Origin of the sequence: Paenibacillus sp. IHB B 3415 (genome assembly GCF_000802655.2) — a bacterium.
Taxonomy (GTDB): domain Bacteria; phylum Bacillota; class Bacilli; order Paenibacillales; family Paenibacillaceae; genus Paenibacillus_AQ; species Paenibacillus_AQ phytohabitans.
Genome location: NZ_JUEI01000010.1, coordinates 1 through 22,822, shown reverse-complemented (window position 1 = coordinate 22,822; position 22,822 = coordinate 1). Strand labels below are relative to the sequence as shown.

General features: G+C 52.0%; 20 protein-coding genes. 16 read left to right on the top strand and 4 right to left on the bottom strand.

From position 1 onward, the window contains the following. Nucleotides 1–20 precede the first annotated feature (20 nt). Entirely contained in the window at nt 21–1,610 is a 1,590-nt protein-coding gene (locus QW71_RS05760) for a glycoside hydrolase family 43 protein (protein ID WP_039294653.1), read from the top strand. Between the two features lie 27 nt (nt 1,611–1,637). Here the strand turns inward: QW71_RS05760 and QW71_RS05755 are convergent, their stop codons facing one another. Further along, complete coding sequence (locus QW71_RS05755; protein ID WP_039294651.1) at nt 1,638–2,738, bottom strand: endospore germination permease; 1,101 nt, start codon at nt 2,736–2,738, stop codon at nt 1,638–1,640. Nucleotides 2,739–2,922: 184 nt separating this feature from the next. Between QW71_RS05755 and QW71_RS05750 the strand changes: the two genes are divergently transcribed. From QW71_RS05750 to QW71_RS05735, 4 genes are all read left to right on the top strand, one after another. Then, nucleotides 2,923–4,431: a spore germination protein gene (locus QW71_RS05750; protein WP_039294648.1), complete on the top strand. Its 1,509-nt coding sequence runs from the start codon at nt 2,923–2,925 to the stop codon at nt 4,429–4,431. A gap of 1 nt (nt 4,432) precedes the next feature. After that, entirely contained in the window at nt 4,433–5,659 is a 1,227-nt protein-coding gene (locus tag QW71_RS05745; RefSeq protein WP_039294645.1) for a Ger(x)C family spore germination protein, read from the top strand. A 6-nt stretch (nt 5,660–5,665) separates the two neighbouring features. Beyond that, the gene (locus QW71_RS05740; RefSeq protein ID WP_235441400.1) at nt 5,666–5,896 is read left to right on the top strand and encodes a hypothetical protein; all 231 of its coding nucleotides are present in this window, start codon (nt 5,666–5,668) and stop codon (nt 5,894–5,896) included. Nucleotides 5,897–6,033: 137 nt separating this feature from the next. Next, nucleotides 6,034–7,263: an MFS transporter gene (locus QW71_RS05735; protein WP_039294644.1), complete on the top strand. Its 1,230-nt coding sequence runs from the start codon at nt 6,034–6,036 to the stop codon at nt 7,261–7,263. Between the two features lie 90 nt (nt 7,264–7,353). Here QW71_RS05735 and QW71_RS05730 read toward each other — a convergent pair whose 3' ends face one another. Next, nucleotides 7,354–7,668 (bottom strand): helix-turn-helix domain-containing protein, encoded by a 315-nt coding sequence (locus tag QW71_RS05730; RefSeq protein WP_039294641.1) that lies wholly within the window; start codon nt 7,666–7,668, stop codon nt 7,354–7,356. A 198-nt stretch (nt 7,669–7,866) separates the two neighbouring features. On the opposite strand from QW71_RS05730, the gene zwf reads away from it, so the two are divergent. From zwf to QW71_RS05710, 4 genes are all read left to right on the top strand, one after another. Then, nucleotides 7,867–9,405 carry a glucose-6-phosphate dehydrogenase gene (gene zwf / locus QW71_RS05725; protein ID WP_039294638.1) on the top strand — a complete coding sequence of 513 codons (1,539 nt, stop codon included), beginning with the start codon at nt 7,867–7,869 and terminating at the stop codon, nt 9,403–9,405. Between the two features lie 45 nt (nt 9,406–9,450). Beyond that, a complete protein-coding gene (gene gnd, locus QW71_RS05720) occupies nt 9,451–10,344 on the top strand; it encodes a phosphogluconate dehydrogenase (NAD(+)-dependent, decarboxylating) (protein ID WP_039294635.1) in 894 nt (297 codons plus the stop codon). 224 nt (nt 10,345–10,568) lie between these two features. Further along, the gene (locus tag QW71_RS05715) at nt 10,569–10,775 is read left to right on the top strand and encodes a hypothetical protein (protein WP_039294632.1); all 207 of its coding nucleotides are present in this window, start codon (nt 10,569–10,571) and stop codon (nt 10,773–10,775) included. 142 nt (nt 10,776–10,917) lie between these two features. Continuing rightward, the gene (locus tag QW71_RS05710; protein WP_039294627.1) at nt 10,918–12,207 is read left to right on the top strand and encodes a serine dehydratase subunit alpha family protein; all 1,290 of its coding nucleotides are present in this window, start codon (nt 10,918–10,920) and stop codon (nt 12,205–12,207) included. Nucleotides 12,208–12,227: 20 nt separating this feature from the next. Here the strand turns inward: QW71_RS05710 and QW71_RS05705 are convergent, their stop codons facing one another. Continuing rightward, nucleotides 12,228–13,283, bottom strand: a complete 1,056-nt coding sequence (locus QW71_RS05705; protein WP_039294625.1) for an ankyrin repeat domain-containing protein — start codon at nt 13,281–13,283, stop codon at nt 12,228–12,230. A 216-nt stretch (nt 13,284–13,499) separates the two neighbouring features. After that, nucleotides 13,500–14,255 (bottom strand): DeoR/GlpR family DNA-binding transcription regulator, encoded by a 756-nt coding sequence (locus tag QW71_RS05700; protein WP_039294622.1) that lies wholly within the window; start codon nt 14,253–14,255, stop codon nt 13,500–13,502. Between the two features lie 463 nt (nt 14,256–14,718). Here QW71_RS05700 and QW71_RS05695 point away from each other — a divergent pair, with 463 nt between their 5' ends. The 7 genes from QW71_RS05695 (at nt 14,719) to QW71_RS05665 (ending at nt 22,673) form a co-directional block, all read left to right on the top strand. Further along, nucleotides 14,719–15,870: an iron-containing alcohol dehydrogenase gene (locus QW71_RS05695; RefSeq protein WP_039294619.1), complete on the top strand. Its 1,152-nt coding sequence runs from the start codon at nt 14,719–14,721 to the stop codon at nt 15,868–15,870. A 29-nt stretch (nt 15,871–15,899) separates the two neighbouring features. After that, on the top strand, nt 15,900–17,375 hold the full coding sequence (rhaB, locus tag QW71_RS05690; RefSeq protein ID WP_039294615.1) for a rhamnulokinase: 1,476 nt from the start codon (nt 15,900–15,902) through the stop codon (nt 17,373–17,375). Nucleotides 17,376–17,431: 56 nt separating this feature from the next. Next, nucleotides 17,432–18,688 carry an L-rhamnose isomerase gene (gene rhaA, locus QW71_RS05685; RefSeq protein WP_039294612.1) on the top strand — a complete coding sequence of 419 codons (1,257 nt, stop codon included), beginning with the start codon at nt 17,432–17,434 and terminating at the stop codon, nt 18,686–18,688. A 73-nt stretch (nt 18,689–18,761) separates the two neighbouring features. After that, nucleotides 18,762–19,607 (top strand): rhamnulose-1-phosphate aldolase, encoded by an 846-nt coding sequence (rhaD, locus tag QW71_RS05680; protein ID WP_039294610.1) that lies wholly within the window; start codon nt 18,762–18,764, stop codon nt 19,605–19,607. Nucleotides 19,608–19,779: 172 nt separating this feature from the next. Continuing rightward, the gene (locus tag QW71_RS05675; protein WP_047013647.1) at nt 19,780–20,874 is read left to right on the top strand and encodes an NADH:flavin oxidoreductase; all 1,095 of its coding nucleotides are present in this window, start codon (nt 19,780–19,782) and stop codon (nt 20,872–20,874) included. 236 nt (nt 20,875–21,110) lie between these two features. Further along, a complete protein-coding gene (locus QW71_RS39730) occupies nt 21,111–22,118 on the top strand; it encodes a hypothetical protein (RefSeq protein ID WP_152679703.1) in 1,008 nt (335 codons plus the stop codon). Nucleotides 22,119–22,289: 171 nt separating this feature from the next. Then, nucleotides 22,290–22,673 carry a cytidine deaminase gene (locus QW71_RS05665; RefSeq protein ID WP_039294606.1) on the top strand — a complete coding sequence of 128 codons (384 nt, stop codon included), beginning with the start codon at nt 22,290–22,292 and terminating at the stop codon, nt 22,671–22,673. Nucleotides 22,674–22,822: the final 149 nt, after the last annotated feature.

Genomic DNA, 22,822 nt, shown 5'->3' with positions numbered 1-22,822 from the left:
TTAACCAGGGGGTAAAATTTATGGCTCCAACCATTGTCAATCCGGTGCTGACCGGCTTTCATCCCGATCCGTCTTTCCTTAGGGTAGGCGATGATTATTATATTGCAACCTCAACCTTCGAATGGTTCCCCGGTGTAGAGATTCATCATTCCCGTGATCTGGTGCACTGGCATACGCTCACCCGTGTGCTGACCGAGACGTCTCAGGTGGACCTGCGCGGCAACGGAAGCTCCGGCTCCATCTGGGCACCGGCACTATCCTATGACAACGGCTTGTATTATCTGCTGTTTACGGATGTAAAGTCCCGCTCCAGCGTGTATAAGGATCTGCATAACTACCTGATTACGGCTACCAGTCTTGAAGGACCCTGGAGCCCGCCGGTGCGGCTGAACGGCAGCGGGTTCGACCCGTTCCTGTTTCACGACACGGGCGGGCGCAAATGGCTGCTGAATATGCGCTGGGATTTCCGGCAGAATCACAGCAATTTCTCCGGCATCGTGATGCAGGAGTATGACCCTGAGAGTGGCAGGCTGACCGGCCCTATTCATAAAATATACCAGGGGACTCCGACAGGTGTAACGGAAGGCCCGCAATTGTACAAGCGCGGAGATTACTACTATCTGCTGGTTGCTGAAGGGGGCACCGGAGTGAATCATATGGTCACGATGGCCCGCAGCCGCAGCCTAACCGGACCTTATGAGACTGATCCGGATTACCCGGTCATGACTACGGCTCATGATTTGACCTATGCCTTCCAGCAGGCAGGGCACGGCTCACTGGTGGAGACGCAGTCCGGGGAATGGTATATGGCTCATCTGTGCACCCGCCCGATCCCGGGTACGGGCAAGCTGAATCCGCTGGGCCGGGAGACGGCTATCCAGCGCTGCGTCTGGACCGAGGAGGGGTGGCTGCGCCTGGCGCATGGCGGGAAGCTGCCGGCTTTGCGGACCGAAGCGCCGGAGCTTCCCCCGCACCCGTTCGATGCCTTGCCGGAGCGCGATGATTTTGACGGCCCCGTGCTGGGTCATCCATACCAGAGTCTGCGCGTGCCGTTCGATGAATCGTGGGTAAGCCTGCAGGAGCGTCCCGGCTTCTTGCGGCTGCGCGGCCGGGAATCCCTGGCATCGCTGTTTGACCAGAGTCTGATCGGGAGGCCGATTCAGCATTTTGCCTGCACCGTAACTACCTGCCTGGAATTCAAGCCGGACAGCTTCATGCAGATGGCCGGACTGGTGCTCTACTATGATGACAAGGACTACTATTATCTGCGTGTAACGGCGGATGAACTCAGAGGGGTAGCTTTAGGAGTCGTAATGTGTCAGGCCAGCAAATATGGGGAAATTTCCTCCATGCAGATTTCGGTGAAGGACTGGGAACGTTACTATTTGAAGGCAGAGATTAACGGCAGAGATATTATGTTCTACGCTTCACCGGACGGGGAGGTCTGGACGGCGATGTGTACGCCGCTTGACTTCGGCACCCTCTCGGATGAGCATGGCGGCAAGCTGGGCTTCACCGGCTCTTATGCCGGGATCTGCGCCCAGGATCTGGACCAGCAGGCGAAGGCGGCGTATTTTGACTACTTCGAGTATACAGGCCTGTACTTCTGAGGCGGGCACAGCCTATAGCTCTACAGCTTATGAGGCAGCCGCGCGCTGTCTCACTTTATATACGATCAGCATAATCAGCGGCAGTACGAGCGAAAGCGTGAGATCCCAGTCTACCCAGTAGTCCGGGATCTCTTTTACATAGAATATAATGTTCTTGGCGATGAGCTGGGAGAGTCCGTAGATCAGGAAGGCCACAGGGAAGATCAGCGGACGGTGGCTTTTTAATTTGAATAGCTGGGCGGTCCCGAGAACGAAGGCATAGAAGTAGAGTGCTGTTTTGAAATAGGTTGTGATAATCCAGGCCGTAGCCATCAGTGCTTCAAGACGCTGCAGAAAGTTGGCTATATTAATCTTCTGGGCCAGGATATAGGCTGCATAGAAATTATGCTCTGAGAAATAGGCGCCGAGAACGGTCAAAGAGAGGAACAGTATCAGATTCAGACCCAGCGCTCCAAGGATGAGGGCCAGGAAGATATCCCGGTTGATCTTACGGCTCTTGCGGGTGTAGGGATAGACCATGAAAAATACACATATTTCCCCAAACGGATAAAACACGCCGAACAAAACAGCATGCAGCATATCCGGAAAAGGCGTATTCAGAATGGGCTGGACTCGCTCCAGCTGGACCTGCGGAAATAAGAGCACCATCAGGCAAACGAGGAATAAAGCGAACAGCGGAAAAAACACCTGAGCCGCTCTGCCGACCGTCTCAAGGCCCAGACGCAGCCCGTAGACAAGTATAACAATACTCATGAACCGGATGACACCGCCCGGAGTTCCCTCATAGATCTGAGTACACATGAAGTCCTCGATCTCTCTGACATAGGTAGAGGCCGCGATGATGAAGAAGAACAGATAATATACGCCTACCGCACTGCCAATCCACTTCCCCAGAATCTGCTGGCTGAGCTCAATAATGTTTTTGTCCGGATTAATATTCGCAACAGTGACGAACAGGAAGACCAATGCGATTCCCGGCGGAATGCTGATCAGGGCAGCAATCCAGGCATCCTGATGAGCTACAGCAGTCATGGCTGCCGGGTAGACCAGGGCCATATCCCCAATAAAAGTGAAAAGTCCGAGGATTACCATCTGCGCCGTACTGATCCGATCTTTTTCAATACTCATGTCTATCCTCCATTTACACCTTACTATAGCCCGCAGGTCATATCTTCCCGGAAACCATCTTAGTATGGCATCTCCTTCCAGAATTATGTGTTTCAAGCGCAGGCAACGATTCAGGAATAATTATCAAGCTGTGCTACCAAACTACAACAGAGTGAATGGATAGGGGAAGTGGAGGGGAACGAAATTGAAAGATGCGTTTAGCGGTGAGTTATCCTGCCGGCTTGAAGATAATGATGATCAATTGTACAAACTGCTTGGGCAGAGCTCAGATCTGGTGCGGAAACGTCTGCAGCTGGGGGAACGTACGGAGCTTGCTATTTTTTATATCGATGGTCTGATAGATACACAGCTGCTGCATAACTCAATTCTGTACTCGCTCCAGGAGGGCCGGGTTTCCGGTCTGCTGGAAGCACTGGCTCCTGACGGCAAAATAGAGATGCTGAGAAAACGCGTGCTTATGGCCGGCGATCTTACTGTGATCCATGACTATAAGCATTTCGTTCACGATTTGTTATCCGGGAATGTGATGCTCATGGTGGAGGGGAGCGCTTCAGCGCTGCGGATCGGACTGCCCGGCTGGGAAGACCGCAACGTGAGTGAACCAATCTCGCAATCTGTGGTCCGGGGACCCATGGAAGGCTTCACAGAGAATCTCAGAACGAACACTGCTTTAATCCGCCGCAAAATCAAAGATAGCCAGCTGTGGCTGGAAACCATCCAGATCGGCCGCGTGACGCAGACCAGTGTGTCGATTATGTATCTCAGCCACATCGCGAATGAAGAGCTGGTGCAGGAGGTTAAGCGGCGCCTGAACAGCATTGATACAGACAGTATCCTGGAGAGCGGCTATATCGAAGAGTTCATTCAGGATACGGCGGCGACGCCTTTTCCCACGATTTATAACAGTGACCGTCCCGACACCATTGCTGCAGGGATATTGGAGGGGAAGGTGGCAATCCTGGTCGACGGGACGCCTTTTGTACTGCTGGCGCCTACGATTTTTGTATCGTTTTTTCAGTCGGCGGAAGATTACTATCAGCGGGCGGATATCTCCACATTGCTGCGGTGCGTACGGTTCCTGGCCTTCATTGTTACCTTGTTTGCGCCTGCGTTCTATGTAGCCATTACAACCTTTCATCAGGAGATGATCCCGACCAATCTGGTAATCAGTCTTGCGGCCCAGCGGGAAACAGTGCCGTTTCCGGCTTTTATCGAGGCGCTGCTGATGGAATTCACCTATGAAATCCTGCGCGAAGCAGGTGTGAGAATTCCCAAGAATGTCGGTCAGGCTGTCTCTATCGTCGGCACGCTGGTCATCGGGCAAGCGGCGGTTGCAGCAGGCTTCATCTCCTCGGCTATGGTTATCATTGTGTCGATCACAGCGATCTCAAGCTTTGTCATTCCCGAAGCAGGGATGGCCATTGCCGCGAGAATTATCCGGTTTGTCCTGATTGGACTCGCCGGGTTCATGGGGCTGTACGGAATCTTGTGCGGAGTGTTCCTGCTGGTGCTGCATCTGGTCAGTCTGCGTTCCTTCGGCGTTCCTTACATGAGCCCGATTGGCCCCTTCAGGGCGGCAGACCTTAAGGATTCCATCTTCAGGCTTCCCTGGCCGCTGCTGAAGACAAGGCCGAAGGAGAATAAAACGCAGAATCTGCAGCGGATGAACACTTCCAAGCGTGAGGAACCTTAATATGTATACAAGAATCAGGAAAGTCTTGACCGCATGCATTCCCCTATTGCTGCTTCCGATGCTGCTCAGCGGCTGCTGGGAACGGAAGGAGTTAAATGAACTGGCTTTTGTGCTGGCTCTGGGGCTGGATAAAGCCGAGTCGGGCTACAAGGTATCGATGCAGGTCGTCATTCCATCTTCGATTACATCACAGGGGGCCGGGGGTTCAGGGGCAGGCGGGGTTCCGGTAGTCACCTATGATTTTACAGTGCCGACGATCTATGAATCGCTCCGCAAGTTCAATCTGGTCAGTTCGCGTTCGCCTTATCTGGGGCATATCCGTGTACTCGTGATCGGAGAAGAGCTGGCTCGTGAAGGGCTCGGTGAAACGCTGGATATGCTCAAAAGAAGCCGCGAGCCGCGTATGGACTTCTTCATGCTGGTGGCGCGGAATACGACCGCAGAGAATGTGCTCAAAGTCCTGACGCCCCTGGACAGGCTGCCGGCGAATAAATTATTCTCCGCACTGGACAAGTCTTATAAGGTCTCGGCCAAGACAGCTGCGGTTACACTGGACAAATTCATAGAGGTTGTGCTTTACGAGGGAGAGAATCCGGTGTTGACCGGAGTAGAGATAGAGGGGAATCCCGAGGCAGGCAGTAAGAAAAGCAATATTGAACAAACCATGCCGCTTGCAAGGCTTAGTTACAAAGGTGTGGCCGTGTTCAAAAAGGCGAAAATGCTTGGCTGGCTGGACGACAACGAGATTGTGGGCTACAACTATGTTATTGATAACATAAGCAAAAATACAGGGCACATCAAAGACAAGGATAACGGAAGCCTGGTAATCATCGAGGCGCTGTCGACTACAACCAGACGGAAAGTAAAAATCATCGGCGGAGAGCCGCATATTTATCTGAAGGTCGAAGCTTTATGCAATGTGGAGGAAGTAGAGGGTTCCGGCAAGCTGGATTCGGAGAACAAGATTAGACAGCTGGAGGAGGAAACGGAGGACCGGATCATTGAGCGGATGAAGCGGTCCGTTGAGAAGGTCAACGAACGTTTTAATGCTGATATTTTTGGCTTCGGCCAATCCATCTACCGGTCCCACCCCCGAATTTGGGCCAAGCTGCAGGAGCAGAACAAGGAAGGCTATCTCAAATTGCTGCCTATTCATTACGATGCCAGTGTGACAATCAACCGGATCGGTACGATAGACAATTCTTTTCTTGACGATATCAAGGAGTGAGCCTGTATGTTGCTGGTGCTGTTGTTTGTCATTATAGCCGCAGGCTGTATTGCGGCGGATCTGCCTTCCCTGAAGGGAAGGGCTAAGCGGCGTGATCTTATGGTTTACGGTGTACTCTGGATTGGCGGAATGGCGGCGACGGTGTGCACACTTCTGCGGTTTCAGGTTCCAAGCCCGCTGCTGCTCCTTATGGTCATCTACAAGCCGATCAATGATCTCGTGGCTTCATGGTTCTAATCCATTGATCAAGGAGCGGGATGAGAGGGCCGCCCAGCTGTGCAATAATTCACTTTGGAAAGGAAACAAATATAATATAATCCTGAGTAATTAACTCGGACTGGAATACCGGCGAGAGGCGAAAGGCGGGATACAGAGTGGAGAACAATCAGCTTCACCGGAAATACAGTGTTTTTCTGGGCGTCATATTGTCGGGGTATAATGTGGCTGATAAGCTCTATGGCGCGGTTTTTATCATTTTGATGAGCTTGCGCGGCGTGGATGCCTTTCAGATCAGCATCGTGTTTGCCGTTTCTTCACTGTCTATGGCCGTCTTTGATTACCCGAGCGGGAATCTGTCCGACATCTATGGAAGAAAGCGCATGACGGCGGCCGGGTTCATTGTGTGGGGAGCGGGACTTTGGTTTTTTTCTGCTGCTGAGGGTCTCGCCTTATTCATCCTCGCCTCCATAGTGATGTCTCTGGGCGTATCGATGATCTCGGATTCTCCCCAGGCCTGGTACATTGATCAGCTGGAAGAGCTGGGAATGCCTGATTATAAAAAAATCGCCCTGCCCCGCATCAGCGGGTTTGTCTCGGCGTTTGCCATCGTCGGCGCATTGCTGGGTACGGTGAGCAGCAGCGTTCATTATGTTCTTCCGGTGGCTATTGCCGGCGTGCTGGCGGTAGGACTCGGCATTTATACCTGGCTCAGCTTCAGCGACAACTACGGAAGCAGAACGCAGAGCAGCATCCTCCGGGAGATCTATGCCAGTTCGGCCGATTTCGCCCGCAGCACAGAGATGCGGTTTATCCTTCTGCGCAGCATCCTGACACATACCGCCTTGCTGGCCTTTCTGTTGTCCTGGCAGGTATATGGGGTGAATGAGCTGGAATTTCCGGTCAGTGCGCTCGGGGTCCTGCTGATTCTGTTCATGGGAGTAATCAGTGTATCAAGCTTCCTGGTCTCCTATCTGGCCAAAAAAGAGGTTGCTGCCGTCCGGATCATCGTCTGTGGAACTGTAATCTCTGCACTCGGGCTGCTGCTGGTTGGATTGTTTCCCCATAAGGCTGTATTTATTGCCGGTCTGGTGTTGTTTGAATTTGGGCTCGGGATGGATATGTCTTCTTCAGGTGTCTGGATACAGGATTTCATTCCCCGGGCCAAGCGGGCGACCTTCTCCTCCGGGCTGTCAGCGCTCAAATCACTTGCGGGTTTCCTGATTACGCTGATCCTGGGGATCATGGCCAAGAATCTCGGATATGCCTTCATCTGGTGCTTAGCGGCCGCCTCGCTGCTGGGATCTAATATCGTGCTGCTCTATTTCAACACTAAGTATGTCCGGGCAGGCAGCGAAGCAGACGGAGAGAAGACACTGGTGTCCTGATTCTGAAAGGCTTAAATTATACTATAAAAGCTAACAACAGCAGGTCTTCTTCCCGGAGACCTGCTGTTTAGTGTGTTCAGGGCAGCGGCATTACAGCCATTTCATCGCCCATGCCTCGACGGGCAGGAGCGCCGTGCCCAGCTCCTGCCCCTTGGCAGTGAGCGAATATTCCGTCCGTACCGGACGGTCAGGAATGACCTCGCGGCTGATCAGGCCGCATTCTTCAAGCTCCTTCAGGCGCTCGTTGAGCATGCGTTTGCTCAAATCGGGGATGATATTATGCAACTCACTGAACCGTTTGGTACCCTCCATTAACACATGGATGATCAGATTCACCCATTTCTTGCCGATGATATGATGAACATGCTCGACTTTGGCGAGCAGGGGTTTAAGCTCCCGGGTCATGCGGATTCCCCCTTGTATAGTTATTATAAATATCCACCTTACTATAACATAGCAGAAAGTTCGTGAAAATAAGTACTTTTCGTAAATGTCGAAATGAGGTTGACGAATGGTTTCAGCAGTCGTATGATGTGTGTTATAAAGTTTGTGAGTAATAATAAGTAACCACATAAACATTTGATAATTACGGGAGGAATGAAAGTGGAATCATCATCATTCGTACTATTTGGCGCAACCGGGGATTTGGCCAAACGGAAAATATACCCCGCTCTATATAACCTGTTCAAAGATGGCAAGCTCTCTGGTCCTCTCTCAGTCATAGGTCTCGGCAGAAGAGAGCTGACCCATGAGACTTTCCAGCGTCAGGTGCTGGATTCACTGCGCACCTTCTCGCGGCGGCCGGTTGAGGATTCGGCGGAGCTGCAGAATTTCCTGCGGGCTTTTGAATACAGTGTGCTGGATGTCGGACGCCCCGAAGACTATGTGAAGCTGCTGGGCCATGTCCGGCGACGTGAGGAAGAGCTGGGCCTTCCGCAGAACCGGATGTTCTACTTATCGGTCGGTCCAGAATTCTTCGGTGAGATTGCCCGTAACATTAACTCCAGCGGACTTGGTGACACGGCAGGGTGGAAGCGGCTGATTATCGAAAAACCGTTCGGACGGGATCTGCAATCGGCACGGGTGCTTAATGACAGCCTGAACGCTGCTTTTAAGGAAGAAGAGATCTTCCGGATAGACCACTTCCTCGGCAAACCGATGGTGCAGAACCTTGAGGTGCTGAAATATTCCAATCCTGTACTGCGGGCATTGTGGCAGAACCGGTATATCGAGAGTGTACAGATTACAGCCAGTGAAACGGTCGGTGTGGAAGAGCGGGCAGGGTATTATGACAAGGCTGGCGCGCTGCGCGATATGTTCCAGAACCACATGCTGCAGCTGCTTATGATGATGGCTATGCAATTGCCCAAAGGCAGCACCCCGGAAGATGTCCGCAGCAAGAAGCGCCATGTGATCCGTTCGGTACGGCCATTGCTCCGTGAGGAAGTGACGCAGCATGTGGTACGCGGCCAGTATGCAGCAGGTGAGATGCGCGGGCAGCAGGTTCCCGCTTATACGGCTGAACCCGGCATAGAAGCCTCTTCACAGAATGAGACTTATATCGCTGCCCGGCTGTGGATTGATGACCCGCTTTGGAAGGATGTGCCTTTCTATATCCGCACCGGCAAACGTATGAAGGAGAAATCGACGCGGATTGTTATAGAATTCAAAGAGCCGTTTAATGATTTGCATAATAAGAACAGAAGCAAGCTTGCCCTGGACCCTAACCTGCTGGTGATTGATATTGGTCCGAATGAAGGGATCTCCCTTACCCTGAATACCAAAAATCCGCGCCAGCACGGACAGCTCGAGCCGGTCAGCATTAAGCATGAGTCGGGCAACCCCGACCTGCCGGAAGCCTATGAGAACCTGATTTATGATGCTTTACTCGGAGATGCCACCTTCTTTGCCCATTGGGATGAAGTTGAGTTGTCCTGGCAGTGGGTTCAGCCTATAATCGAAGCAACAGCAGAAGGGACGCTTCCGCTTCATCTGTATCCAGCCGGTTCCTTTGGACCCCGGGCTGCCGATGAATTGCTCGGAGAGCATCACTGGTGGCTTGATGAACCGGAGGACGTGGAGCATTCCGGGGTCCGCCAGACACAGGAGCTGGACCCGGAAGCTGTCCGGCCTGGTGCGTGAGCAGCGGCATAATCATCTAATCTATAACATTCGGAGGGATATGCAATGAAAGTCGGTTTAATTGGACTAGGCAAAATGGGCTTCAATCTCGGCCAGAATCTATTGGAGCACGCACACGAAGTCGTGGCTTATGATGTGAATGCCGCTGCGGTGCAGGAGCTTGAAGCGAAAGGAGCTGCCGGTGCGGGAAGTCTGGCGGAGCTTACAGGCAAGCTGGAATCGCCGCGTATCCTCTGGATCATGGTCCCGCACACCTTTGTGGATTCGGTGATCTCAGAACTGACGCCGCTGTTGTCGGAGGGCGATATCATCATCGAAGCCGGGAATTCTCATTATAAGGAGTCGATCCGCCGTCACGATGAGCTTAGCGCCCATGGTATTCATTTCCTGGATGCCGGAACCTCAGGAGGGATGGAAGGCGCACGCAATGGCGCTTGTTATATGATCGGCGGAGATGAGGAAGCATGGGCGGTCGTCGAGCCGATTTTCCGCGATACTTCGGTCGAGAAGGGGTACCTGTATGCCGGCAAATCCGGCAGCGGACACTTCCTGAAGATGGTCCACAACGGGATTGAATACGGCATGATGGCTGCCATCGGTGAGGGCTTTGAGGTGCTGGAGAAAAGCGGCTATGACTTCGACTTCGAGCAGGTGGCCCGCGTCTGGAACAACGGCTCGGTCGTCCGCTCCTGGCTGATGGAGCTGATCGAACGCGCCTTCTCCAAGGATGCCAAGCTGGATGAGATCAAGGGAATCATGCATTCCTCCGGGGAAGGCAGATGGACGCTGGAGACCGCGTTTGATCTCCAGGCAGCTACGCCGGTTATCGCCATGGCGCTGCTGATGCGCTACCGGTCGCTGGAGACCGACACCTTCACCGGCAAAGTAGTTGCTGCGCTGCGTAATGAATTCGGCGGCCATGCTGTGGAAGCGAAGTAAAGGAAGCGGCAGGGGCGGCAGTTGCCGGACTCTGGCTCTATAAGATAATAGCAGTGTGAAGAGCAGCAGATCCTTTGGGGATTTGCTGTTTTTTGGTGCCCGGGCAATGTCTTTGAGTCTGAGGGCAGCCGGCTGATAGCGGCTCAACCATGCGGCATCCGGAATTAGACAACCCGCACAGAGCATATAGGTACAGAAACACGAAGCAGACGGGGGATGAACCAGTGTCTCGTAATCAGGAATTTACAGTGTATCTGATCACTAAGGGAGATATCATCCGGTTTATTGCAGTTGAAATTGTCATAGGCAGCATGACGTATTCACTGGCACTGAAGATTTTTCATAATGCTATTCTGGCGGGCGCGGGGGGATGGGCTTGCACTGAAGGGCTGAAGAGGCTGGGGAAACTCGGGTTGTTACTTGGGAAATAACAGAATTCACGATTTCAGCAGGGATGGAAATTAAATAACCCGCTGGTTAATGGTTAATAACGGGGATTCCCCCAGGCTATCAATCTGAGGTACTATATAGGAATAGTTATATAGAGAGAGATAGAGGAATGGTGATTCGCGTATGGTTAACCTACTGGAAGTATTGATAAAAGAAATTGTTCCGGCAGAAGGCTGCACTGAGCCGATTGCGGTTGCCTATGCAGTCTCTTTGGCGGCTGAACAGGTTGAGGGAGAGATTACTTCGATTCAGCTGTTCCTCAGCGGGAATATTGTGAAGAATGCGATGGGTGTAGGGATTCCCGGCACCGGGCAGACCGGTCTGCCGATAGCGGCAGCCTTGGGCGCAGTGATCCGCCGTTCTCACCGCAAGCTGGAGATTCTCTCCGGACTTACTCCTGAAGAGCTGGCGAAGGCTAATGCGATGATCGAGCAGAAGCTGTTGAATGTAGAACTGAAGGATACCCCTGAGAAATTGTATATTGAAGCCAGGGTAAGCAGCTTGAATCATACAGCGACTGCAATTGTAGCTAAAGAGCATACGAATGTAGTATTCCTGTCCAAAGACGGCGTTAAGCTGGAGCCGGGGAAGGACAAGGCGGATTGCGAGGAGTCAGACACGGTGGACCCGGAGGTATATTCGGTTTCATTAGAAGAAATATATGAGTTCATCCAGACTGCGGATTTCTCTGAGCTGCGGTTTCTGCTGGAAGGAGCGCGGATGAATAAGGCGATTTCGGACGAGGGGCTGCGGGGGGAGTATGGCCTGCAGGTGGGCAGGAAGATGAGCCAGCAGTCGGCTGTCAATCTGTTCGGTAATGATGTAGCGAACCGGATTATTGCCGCAACGGCAGCGGCATCCGATGCGCGGATGGACGGCAGCGCCATGCCTGTCATGACCACTGCGGGAAGCGGGAATCAGGGCATTGCCTGCACGATGCCGGTAATTGCCCTTGCAGAGCTCCTCGGTAAAGATGAGGAGACACTGGCAAGAGCGATGGCACTCAGCAATCTGATTACCATTCATGTCAAGCATTATATCGGCCGTCTGTCCCCGCTGTGCGGATCGGGAATTGCCGGCGGAGTAGGGGCAGGGAGCGGTATTGTCTACCTGATGGGCGGCACGCTGGAGCAGATCAAGCGCTCCATCCAGAACACTATTGCTTCTACTTCCGGAATGATCTGCGATGGAGCGAAACCGACCTGCGCGCTCAAAATCTCAACCGCCACGAACGCGGCAATCCAATCCGCAACACTGGCGATGAACGACATTTCAGCCAGTCTGAACGACGGGGTAATCTTTGAGAAGGTTGAAGATACAATCAAGAATATGGAGACACTGGTTCAGGAAGGGCTTGCGGCAACCGACCAGGCCATCCTGAACATTATGCTCTCCAAAGGAGCGGTATCGTAATACGTCCGTATATATTAGACTTAACGGGTATAATCCGGTTGTTCCATAGAGACAGGCTGAGGATTGGCCAGTACCCACTGCACTGCCAGTTCACTTAATCTTGCCGGTTCATCGTAGCCGGAACCCTTACGCAGCCTATTGGTTAATGAAGCTGCCTCCTGGAGGAGGGCGGGAGATAACGGTGTACCTGTGCCCAGATGCCGGATAAGGGCATCCAGCATTTTACGGAAATTGTCATCCCAGTTGCCTCCGCCGTTATCCAGGATTTCATGAGAGACCCGTCCGGTGATGCGGATAACCTCTCCTTGTACAGTTTGCGCGTGCCCTGAAGCAGGGACAAGGTAATCCCAGAGCTCCTGATGCTGGGCGGACCATGCCGCTGTGGCAGCCTTGATGGGGGAGGTTCCATCGTGCTTCACCTGTTTCGCTACAGGCTCGACATCGAATAGCCGATACAGCTCCAGCAGTGCGGATGCTTTTTGATCCAGCTCATCGTTATTGTGACTGGCTCTGACAAATTCCAGATCCTTGCCGATCCGCCGCACGGAATCTTTCATCTCCGGCGTGATTGCTGCTCCGGCATCCAGCAGGATTTTCGAGATTTCCACCATGTTAGCTATATCGATATTCCGGCATTGGGATAATCCCTTAGCGAGCGGTGTTTGTTTCCGTTTATTCTCCGCATGGATGTTTGCACCATGGGCGACCAGGTCCTGTATGGCCTGGGTACGGTAATAACCTGCCGCTGCGTGCAGCGGTGTCTCATTCTGATAATCCAGGGCATCCGGGTCCGCGCCTAATTCCAGGAGTAACGGGATATTTCCGGACCAGGTTGCAGCCTGGGAGTGCAGCGGGGTGTGCTCATATTTGTCCCGGGCGTTGATGTCAGCACCCTGCTCTACAAGCCAGCGGACCAGCTCATCCGGGATTTGCCGGAAGCTGAGCGCGGTTCCTTTGCTGTAGCCCCCGCGGGCATCCCATTCGCATTCCTCAAAGATGGCCTTGAGCGCTGCGATATCATTCGTTTTGACCCGCTCGCCAAAATCGGCGGGTAAGGTTTGCTTCTTTTTCCCCATAGCATTTTTCCGCTCCTTTATGAATAGCAGATAATTTCTGCAAGTTTATCATATAGGGGAAATGAATACCAATAGAGTAAGGAATGGATTGCAACATAACAGAGAGTATGCAAAAAGGCAAAGCTTCTGATCCCGAATCCGGGAAGAGAGGGTTTGCCTTTTGCTTTTATACACTTATATAGGGGACTGGCCTGTTAATACCTGTGCCAGGTTTACTTAATACAGCACTTCCACATTCTTCCCGGCCAGCAGCTTAAGCCATGTATCCGAAGGTTTGCGGTCGGTAATCAGCACATCGATCCGGCTCAGCTCGACCAGCTTGGCGAAGGCGGTTTTGTCAAACTTGGTATGGTCGGCCAGCAGTACTACCTTTTCCGCCTGGCGCAGCATGTATTTCTTCAACTCGCATTCCGGTTCATTGGAATCGGTAACTCCGTGCTCCATATCAATGCCTTTACAGCTGATCACTGCGATGTCCACATTATAGCGCTGGGTGGTGTCGTGGGCTACAGGGCCGACCAGCGACAGGGAGCGGTGGCGCAGCGAACCCCCGGTGGAAATAATGTTTAGGCTGGAACTCGCGAATTCATGCAGAATGTTGATCGAATTCGTGATGATTGTCAGATTGCTTTTATTGCCCAGCAGCTTAAGGAATTCAAACGAGGTGGAACTGGGGTCCACCATAAGTGTATCCCCGTCGTTAATCAGATTGAGGGCTTTGATCGCGATATTGCGTTTGATATCCGTATTGAGCGCTCCACGGGTCAGGAACGGCAGATCTTCATTGGTATGTCTGTTCAGCATGGCTCCGCCGTAGGTGCGGCTGACAATTCCGTCCTTCTCCAGCTTCTCCAGATCTCTGCGTATCGTTTCCTCTGTGACCTCGAACATCCGGCTCAAATCGGACACAAGCACACGTTTATCCTGATGGACAAGATCTATTATTTTTTTGCGTCTTTCGGCAGCAAGCATAGGTATCACCTTTCCGGTAGCTTATAGCTTCAAGTGGAAACGGCTTGGCCTTCCTTTTTAAGGACGGTAACGTTTCAGCGAGAAATATAAGGATAAGTTATCGTGTGAAACATATAGATTCTTATATTTAAATATAGACCGTTATTTCTGTGTTGTACAATGAATTTAAGAAAAACAACATTTATTCTATTATAATCTTTGCAAAACAGACATTAAACAAACGAAAACAACATAATTAATATTTTATTTGTTGACAACAAAGATTAACGGCGATACGATGAGGATGCTAATAATCTCTTTGAAAGCGTATGCCGGTTCCCAACGGAAGCGCCGGAGCCGGTCTGCTGCTGAACCTCAGTGACCAGCCTGAGGCGTCACAGCCAGAATGTACATCCTACTATCAGTGGAGATACTTAGCTTTCTAATCGTTCTATACTAATTTGCCTGGGAGGCTGGTCAAGCAATGAGTACTCATGTCTATTATGTTCCGTCTATCAACATTATGGGTAAGGGCTGTCTGAAAGAAATCGCTCCCTATATTCAAGAACTGAACCTGAAGAAAGCGCTCGTGGTTACCGATAAGTTCCTGACGAAGAGCGGAATCGCCGGCAAGCTGCTGGCTGTTCTGGATGAAGCAGGAATTAACTATGTCGTATATGATGAAGTGAAACCGAACCCCACCTGCAAAAATGTCCATGACGGCGTTGATTTCCTGAATGATCATGAATGCGACTATCTGATCTCTATCGGCGGCGGATCGCCGCAGGATACAGCTAAAGCGATCGGGATTGTAGCAACCAACGGCGGATATATTGCTGATTATGAAGGTGTGCACAAGTCCAAGAACAAATCCCTGCCGATCGTAGCCGTGAACACTACTGCAGGAACCTCAAGTGAAGTTACAATTAACTATGTAATTACGGATGAAGAACGCAAGATCAAGATGGTAATGGTCGACAAGAACAGTATCGCCACCATTTCGGTGAATGATCCTGAACTGATGGTCGACAAGCCTGCTGCACTTACAGCGGCTACAGGTATGGATGCATTGACGCATGCGATCGAAGCTCTGGTCACACCAGGCGCTTACCCTGTAACCGACGCTACTGCACTGGCTGCTGTTGAACTGATTTTTGGCAACCTGGCCCGAACCGTAACAGACGGACATGATATCGAAGCACGTGAACAGATGGTATATGCGATCTTCCTGGGAGGCCTGGCCTTCAACAATGCCGGACTTGGTTATGTGCATGCCATGGCGCATCAGCTCGGCGGTGTGTATGATCTGCCGCATGGCGTCTGTAATGCGATGCTGCTGCCATATGTGGAAGAAGAGAATGCCAAATATGTGCCTGAGAAATTCAGAGCGATTGCCAAAGCGATCGGACTGCAGGTACAAGGTAAAAGCGACAAGGAATGCGCGGATTTCGTCATCGAATCGATCAAAGCCCTGTCCAAGGAAGTTGGCATTCCGGCCAAACTGTCCGAGCTGGGTGTAGATGAAGTAGATTTGGATCTGCTGGCTGAGAATGCAATGAAGGATGCCTGCGCACCGGGTAACCCGTTCATTCCTACCAAAGAAGAGGTTATTGCCTTGTTCCGCAAAATTCTGTAATTTACCTTCTATAGATAAGGAGATTCCCTATGAACAATCATATCGCCGTCGATATCGGCGCCTCCAGCGGGCGGCTTGTACTCGGAACCCTCGTGGACGGGAGTCTCAAGCTGGAGGAGCTTCACCGTTTCAGCAATGGATTCACCGAGCAGGAGGGCTCCTGCTTCTGGGACATTGAGTATTTGTTTAATGAAATTATCAGCGGTCTTCATCAAGCGAAAACCGCGGGAATTACTGAATGTACACTCGGGATTGATACCTGGGCCGTGGATTATGTACTGCTGGATGCGGAAGGCAAGCGGATCAGGGAAGTATACGCCTACCGTGACCGCCGCACTGATGGGGTTATGGAGGAAGTCGGCAAGCTGCTCTCCCCTGAGAAGGTTTACGCCAAGACAGGGATTCAGCAGCTGAGCTTCAATACACTGTATCAGCTGTATGCGCATGACCGGGTAGAGCTGGAAGCGGCCGATCAGATTCTGATGGTGCCGGATTATCTCTACTATAGACTAAGCGGCCGCAAAATCAACGAGGTGACCAATGCCTCCACGATGCAGCTGCTGAACCTTGCCACCCGTGACTTTGATCCGGAACTGCTGTCCTTCCTGCATCTCCGCAGAGAGCAGTTCGCACCGCTTACGGAGCCGGGAGAAGATCTCGGCTTCATCACGGCGGAGCTGGTGCAGCAGCATGATCTGCCGCAGTGCCGCCTAATCTGTGCCGCCACGCATGACACGGCTTCTGCCGTGCTCGGTGTGCCTGCGCAGCAAGGCAGATCCTCAGCTTACATCAGCAGCGGCACCTGGTCTCTGCTCGGGGTGGAGCTGGATCACCCGATTAATGACAGCAAAGCTCTGGCAGCCAATTATACGAACGAGTGGGGAGCTTACGGCACCTACCGTTTCCTGAAGAACATTATGGGCCTTTGGCTGATCCAGGAAGTACGGAGACTGGATGGGGGAAGATACAGCTTCGCCGAGCTGGCCTCAATGGCCGCGGGCAGCGAAGGCTTCCGCAGCCTGATTCCATGCAATCATCCGCGTTTCCTGAATCCGGACCATATGATAGAAGAGATTCGCCAGGCCTGCACGGAGAGCGGCCAGCCTGTTCCAGAGACGCCGGGCGAATTAGCCCGTTGTATCTTTGACAGTCTGGCTCTGTCCTACCGCAGCTATCTGGCCGAGCTTGAAGACCTCACAGGCCAAGGGATTGAAGTTCTGCAGATCGTCGGCGGCGGCGCCAATAATGAACTGCTGTGTCAGCTGACCGCCGATATTATCGGCAGAGAAGTACTGGCTGGCCCGACGGAATCAACGGCACTGGGCAACCTGGCCGTGCAGATGATTCAGTCAGGCCGAATGGCAGACATCCATGAAGCCCGGGACGTCATCGGCACTTCCTTTGCAATCAAGTCGTATCTGCCGCGGCCGGTTCCCCGGCTGAATCAGCTGCTGGCCCGCTGGGATGAGCTCCATTCTGCGGCAAGTGCGATTGAGAATATATAATTTACGAAGATTATCAGGCGGAGCAGCTGCTCACATTACATTTAGGAGGCAACAGCATGGATCAGAGCATCACAAACAGCTATAACGAAGCCAAGAAATTATACGCAGCCCATGGAATTAACGTAGATGAGGTGCTGGAGAAGCTTGAGAAGATCAAAATTTCAGTGCATTGCTGGCAAGGCGATGATGTTCAAGGATTCCTGTTCAAAGACAAAGAGCTCAGCGGCGGGATTGCTGTAACTGGCAGCTATCCCGGACGTGCCGGCACACCGGATGAGCTGCGCAAGGATTTGGAGAAAGCCCTGTCGCTGATTCCGGGTAAACATAAAGTCAATCTGCATGCAATCTATGCTGATACGGACGAACAGGTCGATCTCGATGAGCTGGAACCGCGCCACTTCGCAAGCTGGGTAGAGTGGGCGAAAGAGCAGGGACTGGGACTGGATTTCAATCCAACCTGTTTCTCGCATCCTAAGGCTGCTGACGGCTTCACCCTGAGTCATGCCAATGACGAAATCCGCAATTTCTGGATCAAACACTGCAAGGCTTCCCGCCGGATTGCTGAGCATTTCGGCCGCGAGCTGGGACAGCCCTGTGTAACGAATTTCTGGGTACCGGACGGCTACAAGGATACTCCGGTTGACCGCCTGGCACCGCGTGTGCGTCTTAAGGAATCTCTGGATGATATTTTCAGTGAGGAAATTGATCCGCAGTACAATATTGATGCACTTGAGAGCAAGCTGTTCGGGATTGGTTCTGAGAGCTATGTTGTCGGATCACATGAATTCTACATGGGTTATGGCCTGACCCGCGGCAAGGCGATCTGTCTGGATGCCGGACATTTCCATCCGACGGAAGTCATCTCCAATAAACTCAGCTCGATCCTGATGTTCACAGAACAGCTGCTGCTGCATGTCAGCAGACCGGTACGCTGGGACAGCGATCATGTCGTAACCATGGACGATGAGTTGCTGGAAATCGCCCGTGAACTGGTTCGCGGAGATTTGCTGCCGCGCACGAACATCGGCCTTGATTTCTTCGACGGCAGCATCAATCATCTCGCGGCTTGGGTTATTGGAACACGCAATACTATTAAGGCGCTGCTTCGCGCTATGCTGGAGCCGGTTGAGGAGCTTCGTGCCATTGAACTGGCAGGAGACTATACTTCACGCCTGGCACTGGTAGAAGAATTCAAGTCCTATCCGTTCGGCGCAGTCTGGGATTACTACTGCGCATCACAGGGCACTCCGGTCCGTGAGCAATGGCTGGCTGAAGTAAAGAGCTACGAGCAGGAAGTACTGGCTGCAAGATAGATTAGCACTTTTGTAATAACCGAAATGACAAGTATCCACGCACTTATACGTGCATATAGAGGAGAGATAACATATGAGTACTTCAGTAGTAGAATCCAAAGGTTATATTGCCGGCGTTGAAGCGCCGTTTATCCGGGAAATGTCCGAAATCACCCACCACATGTGGTCCCTGGGCTGGGATGAGCTGAACGGAGGCAACGTAAGTTATCTGCTGGATGAAGAAGAGGTTGCCAAATACATTAACATCCGCGAGCCGCTGCGTACAATCGCCCTTACCTTCCCTGTAACTGAGCTGGCCGGCAAATACTTCATCGTAACCGGCTCCGGCAAGTACTTCCGTAATGTCATTAAGGACCCGGAAGCCAACCTAGGTGTGCTGCGTGTCAGTGATAGCGGTGAGAGTGTAGAGGTTCTGTGGGGTCTGCGGAACGGCGCTGTACCGACCAGTGAGCTTGCTTCCCACTTCATGAGCCATATTGAACGGCTGAAGGTAGATCCTTCGCACCGCATCGTGCTGCATACCCATGCAACGAATGTGATTGCCATGACCTTTACCCATGATCTGGATGAACTGAAGTTCACCAAGACCCTGTGGGAAATGTGCACAGAATGTCTGGTTGTCTTCCCGGATGGCGTCAGCGTCATTCCTTGGATGGTTCCGGGCAGCAGTGATATCGGCCGGGCTACTGCGGATAAAATGAAAGACTATCGTGTGGTGATTTGGCCGCAGCACGGTATCTTTGTTACGGGCGCTACCATGGATGCTACCTTCGGTCTGGTAGAAACCATTGAAAAAGCGGCAATTGTCTACAACCTGATCGGCGGACGTGAAATCAAACAGAAAATCACGGATCAGCAGCTGGCCGATCTGGCCGCAGCATTTCGGGTAACTCCGAAGGCCGGCGTTCTGGACCTGTAGGTTAATTAGGATCTTGAAGTCTTGAGAATGCTACGAAAGCCGGACAATGCAGCATGGCTGCTAGTTTCCGGCTTTTTGGCATATTCCCGGTGCTCATTCATTTGCATTTGCCGCTGAGAACAGTCATACTATACTTACTTAAAGTAATCAAAGTATGAAATGGAGGCCGATCATGAATACCGATAAATTGTTTGAACCCTTTGAGGGAGGGGGCCTGTCCCTGACCAACCGTGTAGTAATGGCACCGATGACACGGGTGCAGTCTCCAGGAGGCGTGGCTAGTCCGGAGGTAGCGGCTTATTACCGCCGCCGGGCGGAAGGCGGCGTCGGTTTGATCATTACTGAAGGAACAGCTATCGATCATCCGGCGGCGGTCAGCCACCCGGATATTCCGAATATCCACGGCGAAGCCTCTCTGGAGGGATGGGCGCAGGTAGTCAAGGAAGTGCATGCTGCCGGAGGCAAGATTATTCCGCAGCTGTGGCATGTCGGCATGGCCCGGAGCATCGGTGAATTGCCTAATGCTTCAGCGCTGCCTATCGGTCCTTCAGGGCTTAATCTGGCCGGAGAGCAAGTTACCGAGCCGATGACCAAGAATGAAATACAGGGGATTGTCAGCGCCTTTGCCAAGGCGGCCAAAGATGCCAAGGCCATTGGCTTCGACGGCATTGAATTACACGGGGCCCACGGTTATCTGATCGACCAGTTCTTCTGGGAGAAGACCAACCGCCGTACCGATGAATATGGCGGTGATCTTGAGGCACGGACCACCTTCGCGGTTGAAGTGATCGATGCCTGCCGCCGTGCGGTAGGACCGGACTTCCCGATTGTGCTCCGCTTCTCGCAGTGGAAGGGCGGCCATTATGACGCAAGGCTGGTGGAGACTCCGGAAGACCTTGCCCGCTTCCTTACACCGCTTAGCAATGCGGGTGTGGATATCTTCCACTGCTCCACCCGGCGTTTCTGGCAGCCGGAGTTCGAGGGGTCAGATCTTAATCTGGCAGGCTGGACGAAGAAGATCACCGGCAAACCGACGATCACGGTAGGCTCTGTGGGACTTGACAGTGCTTTTCCTAGCCCGGTAACCGAGAAGAATCAGGAAGATAATATTGACCTTCTGCTGGAGCGGCTGGATAAAGCAGAGTTCGATCTTGTTGCGGTAGGCAGAGCTCTGATCAGCGATCCGGCGTGGGCTGCCAAAGTGCAGGCTGGCAGTATTGGTGAGATCATTCACTTCACCTCCGACGCAACCAAGACATTATACTAAGAATACTAACGAATATAGTTTGAGCTATAACACCCGATGCATTGGGAATTGCGGCAAACCTCGTGTTTATCCGCTAATGTCCATCCGCATCGGGTGTTTTTTGCGCAGATTAGCCCCATTACGCTGTACTACTGTCCAATTATCTAAAATAATGCCATTGTCCGAGCACCCTTACCTTTCTCTCGAATATTGCTATAAGGAGGACCTTTGTAAATTCAGAAGAAGGAGAGTGAGATATGGCGATTCTATCAACGGGACCTATCGAGAACAATGTGGTAATCAGCACAGGCACCCGCCCGACTCAATCGGTAACAGTCAAAATAGACGGCCGCAATACAACCGAAGAATTCGATGTTCTTATCTTGGGCTACAGCCTGATTGGATTCCGCACCTTGTATGTGCAAGAAGAATTAAGTGTCGGACCGTTTCAGGTGATCACCAGGGATTACTTTGCGGATCTGGACGCATTCGAGTTTGTGTTCAGCACAACAGGAATCGCAGAGCCCGAAGCCCAGGTGTCCGTATGGGGCAAAAATGCCGCAGGACAGCTGGTGACCGCACACCGGCTGGTATCTCAGGAGTTACTAGGTGAAACCGGGGGAGGAATCACTGGCGCAACCGGAGCCACGGGGTTTACGGGTGCTACGGGGTTTACGGGTGCTACAGGAGCTACAGGGTTTACGGGAGCAACAGGAGCAACAGGAGCAACAGGAGCAACAGGAGCTACAGGATTGCCGGGAACTAGCGGTGCTACGGGGTTGACGGGTGCTACAGGGTTGACAGGGGGGACAGGCGCGACGGGATTACCGGGTGCTACTGGAGCCACAGGCAGTGTTTCATCGTCCTATGCCTATATTTTCAACACAGGTGCCCAGAGTGTCGCGACCGAAGCGGAGGTTACTTTTGACAGCAATGAGAGTCTTGTCGGTTTCAGCCATACCCCTAATACAGCCGCTATTAACGTGGAGAATTCCGGAGATTATGCGGTAATTTTCATTGTCAATGCAGTTGAAGCGAATCAGTTCACTTTGTATCTGAATGGTGCTCCTGTAGGAGGCAGCGTCTACGGTTCAGGAGCGGGAACCCAGCCTAATCCGGGAATGGTGATTATCTCTGCAGTCACTGGCGATGTAATCACGTTAAGGAACCATTCCAGTGCCGCAGCAGTCACATTGCAGACCTTAGCTGGAGGAACACAGATCAACTCCAATGCATCGATTCTGATCTATAGGCTTTGGGGCTGAGCCCGGTTATGGTAAGCAGAGTTTAATGAATAAGCCCGGAACCGTAAGCTTGGGCCGGGCTTATTGCTGTTGATAGAATGGAAGGGTGCAGTGATATTCTTCAATGAAATATAAAGGATATTTAGTATTATAAGGAAGTAAGTGGAATTGATACATAAGGAGACTAATACAATGCAAGTTGAGCAAAGAGATCTGGAACTAATCCGGGAAGCCATTAAGGTAATTGACCGAAACTTCGATGAAGTGAATGAGCGTCATACGGTAGGGGCAGCGGTGCGCTGTAAGAATGGCAAAGTATATACAGGAGTGAATCTCTATTCCATTCATGGCTCCTGTGCAGAGTTTATTGCCATCGGTGCTGCAATTACGGCAGGGGAACGGGAATTCGAGACTATCGTTGCTACCAGAACGCAAAGCGAAGGAGGGGTCCTGCTTCCTCCATGCGGCAATTGCCGGGAGATGCTGGTACGTTATGCGCCGAATATTCAGGTTCTGGTGCAAACAGGAAATGGAGTGGAGAAGTACAGTATCCAAGAGCTTATACCGCATCATTAAACGTAAGATTCAGGAAAAGCTCTGCCTTGTCGCGGGCTTTTTTTGTCATTCAGGAAATTTTTTCGCAGAGCTCTGGTAACTTTTTATATAATCCTGCCCAAAAGAGTCAATTTCATAATTCAGTTGGCTGAATAGCAAGACTTGGCCAA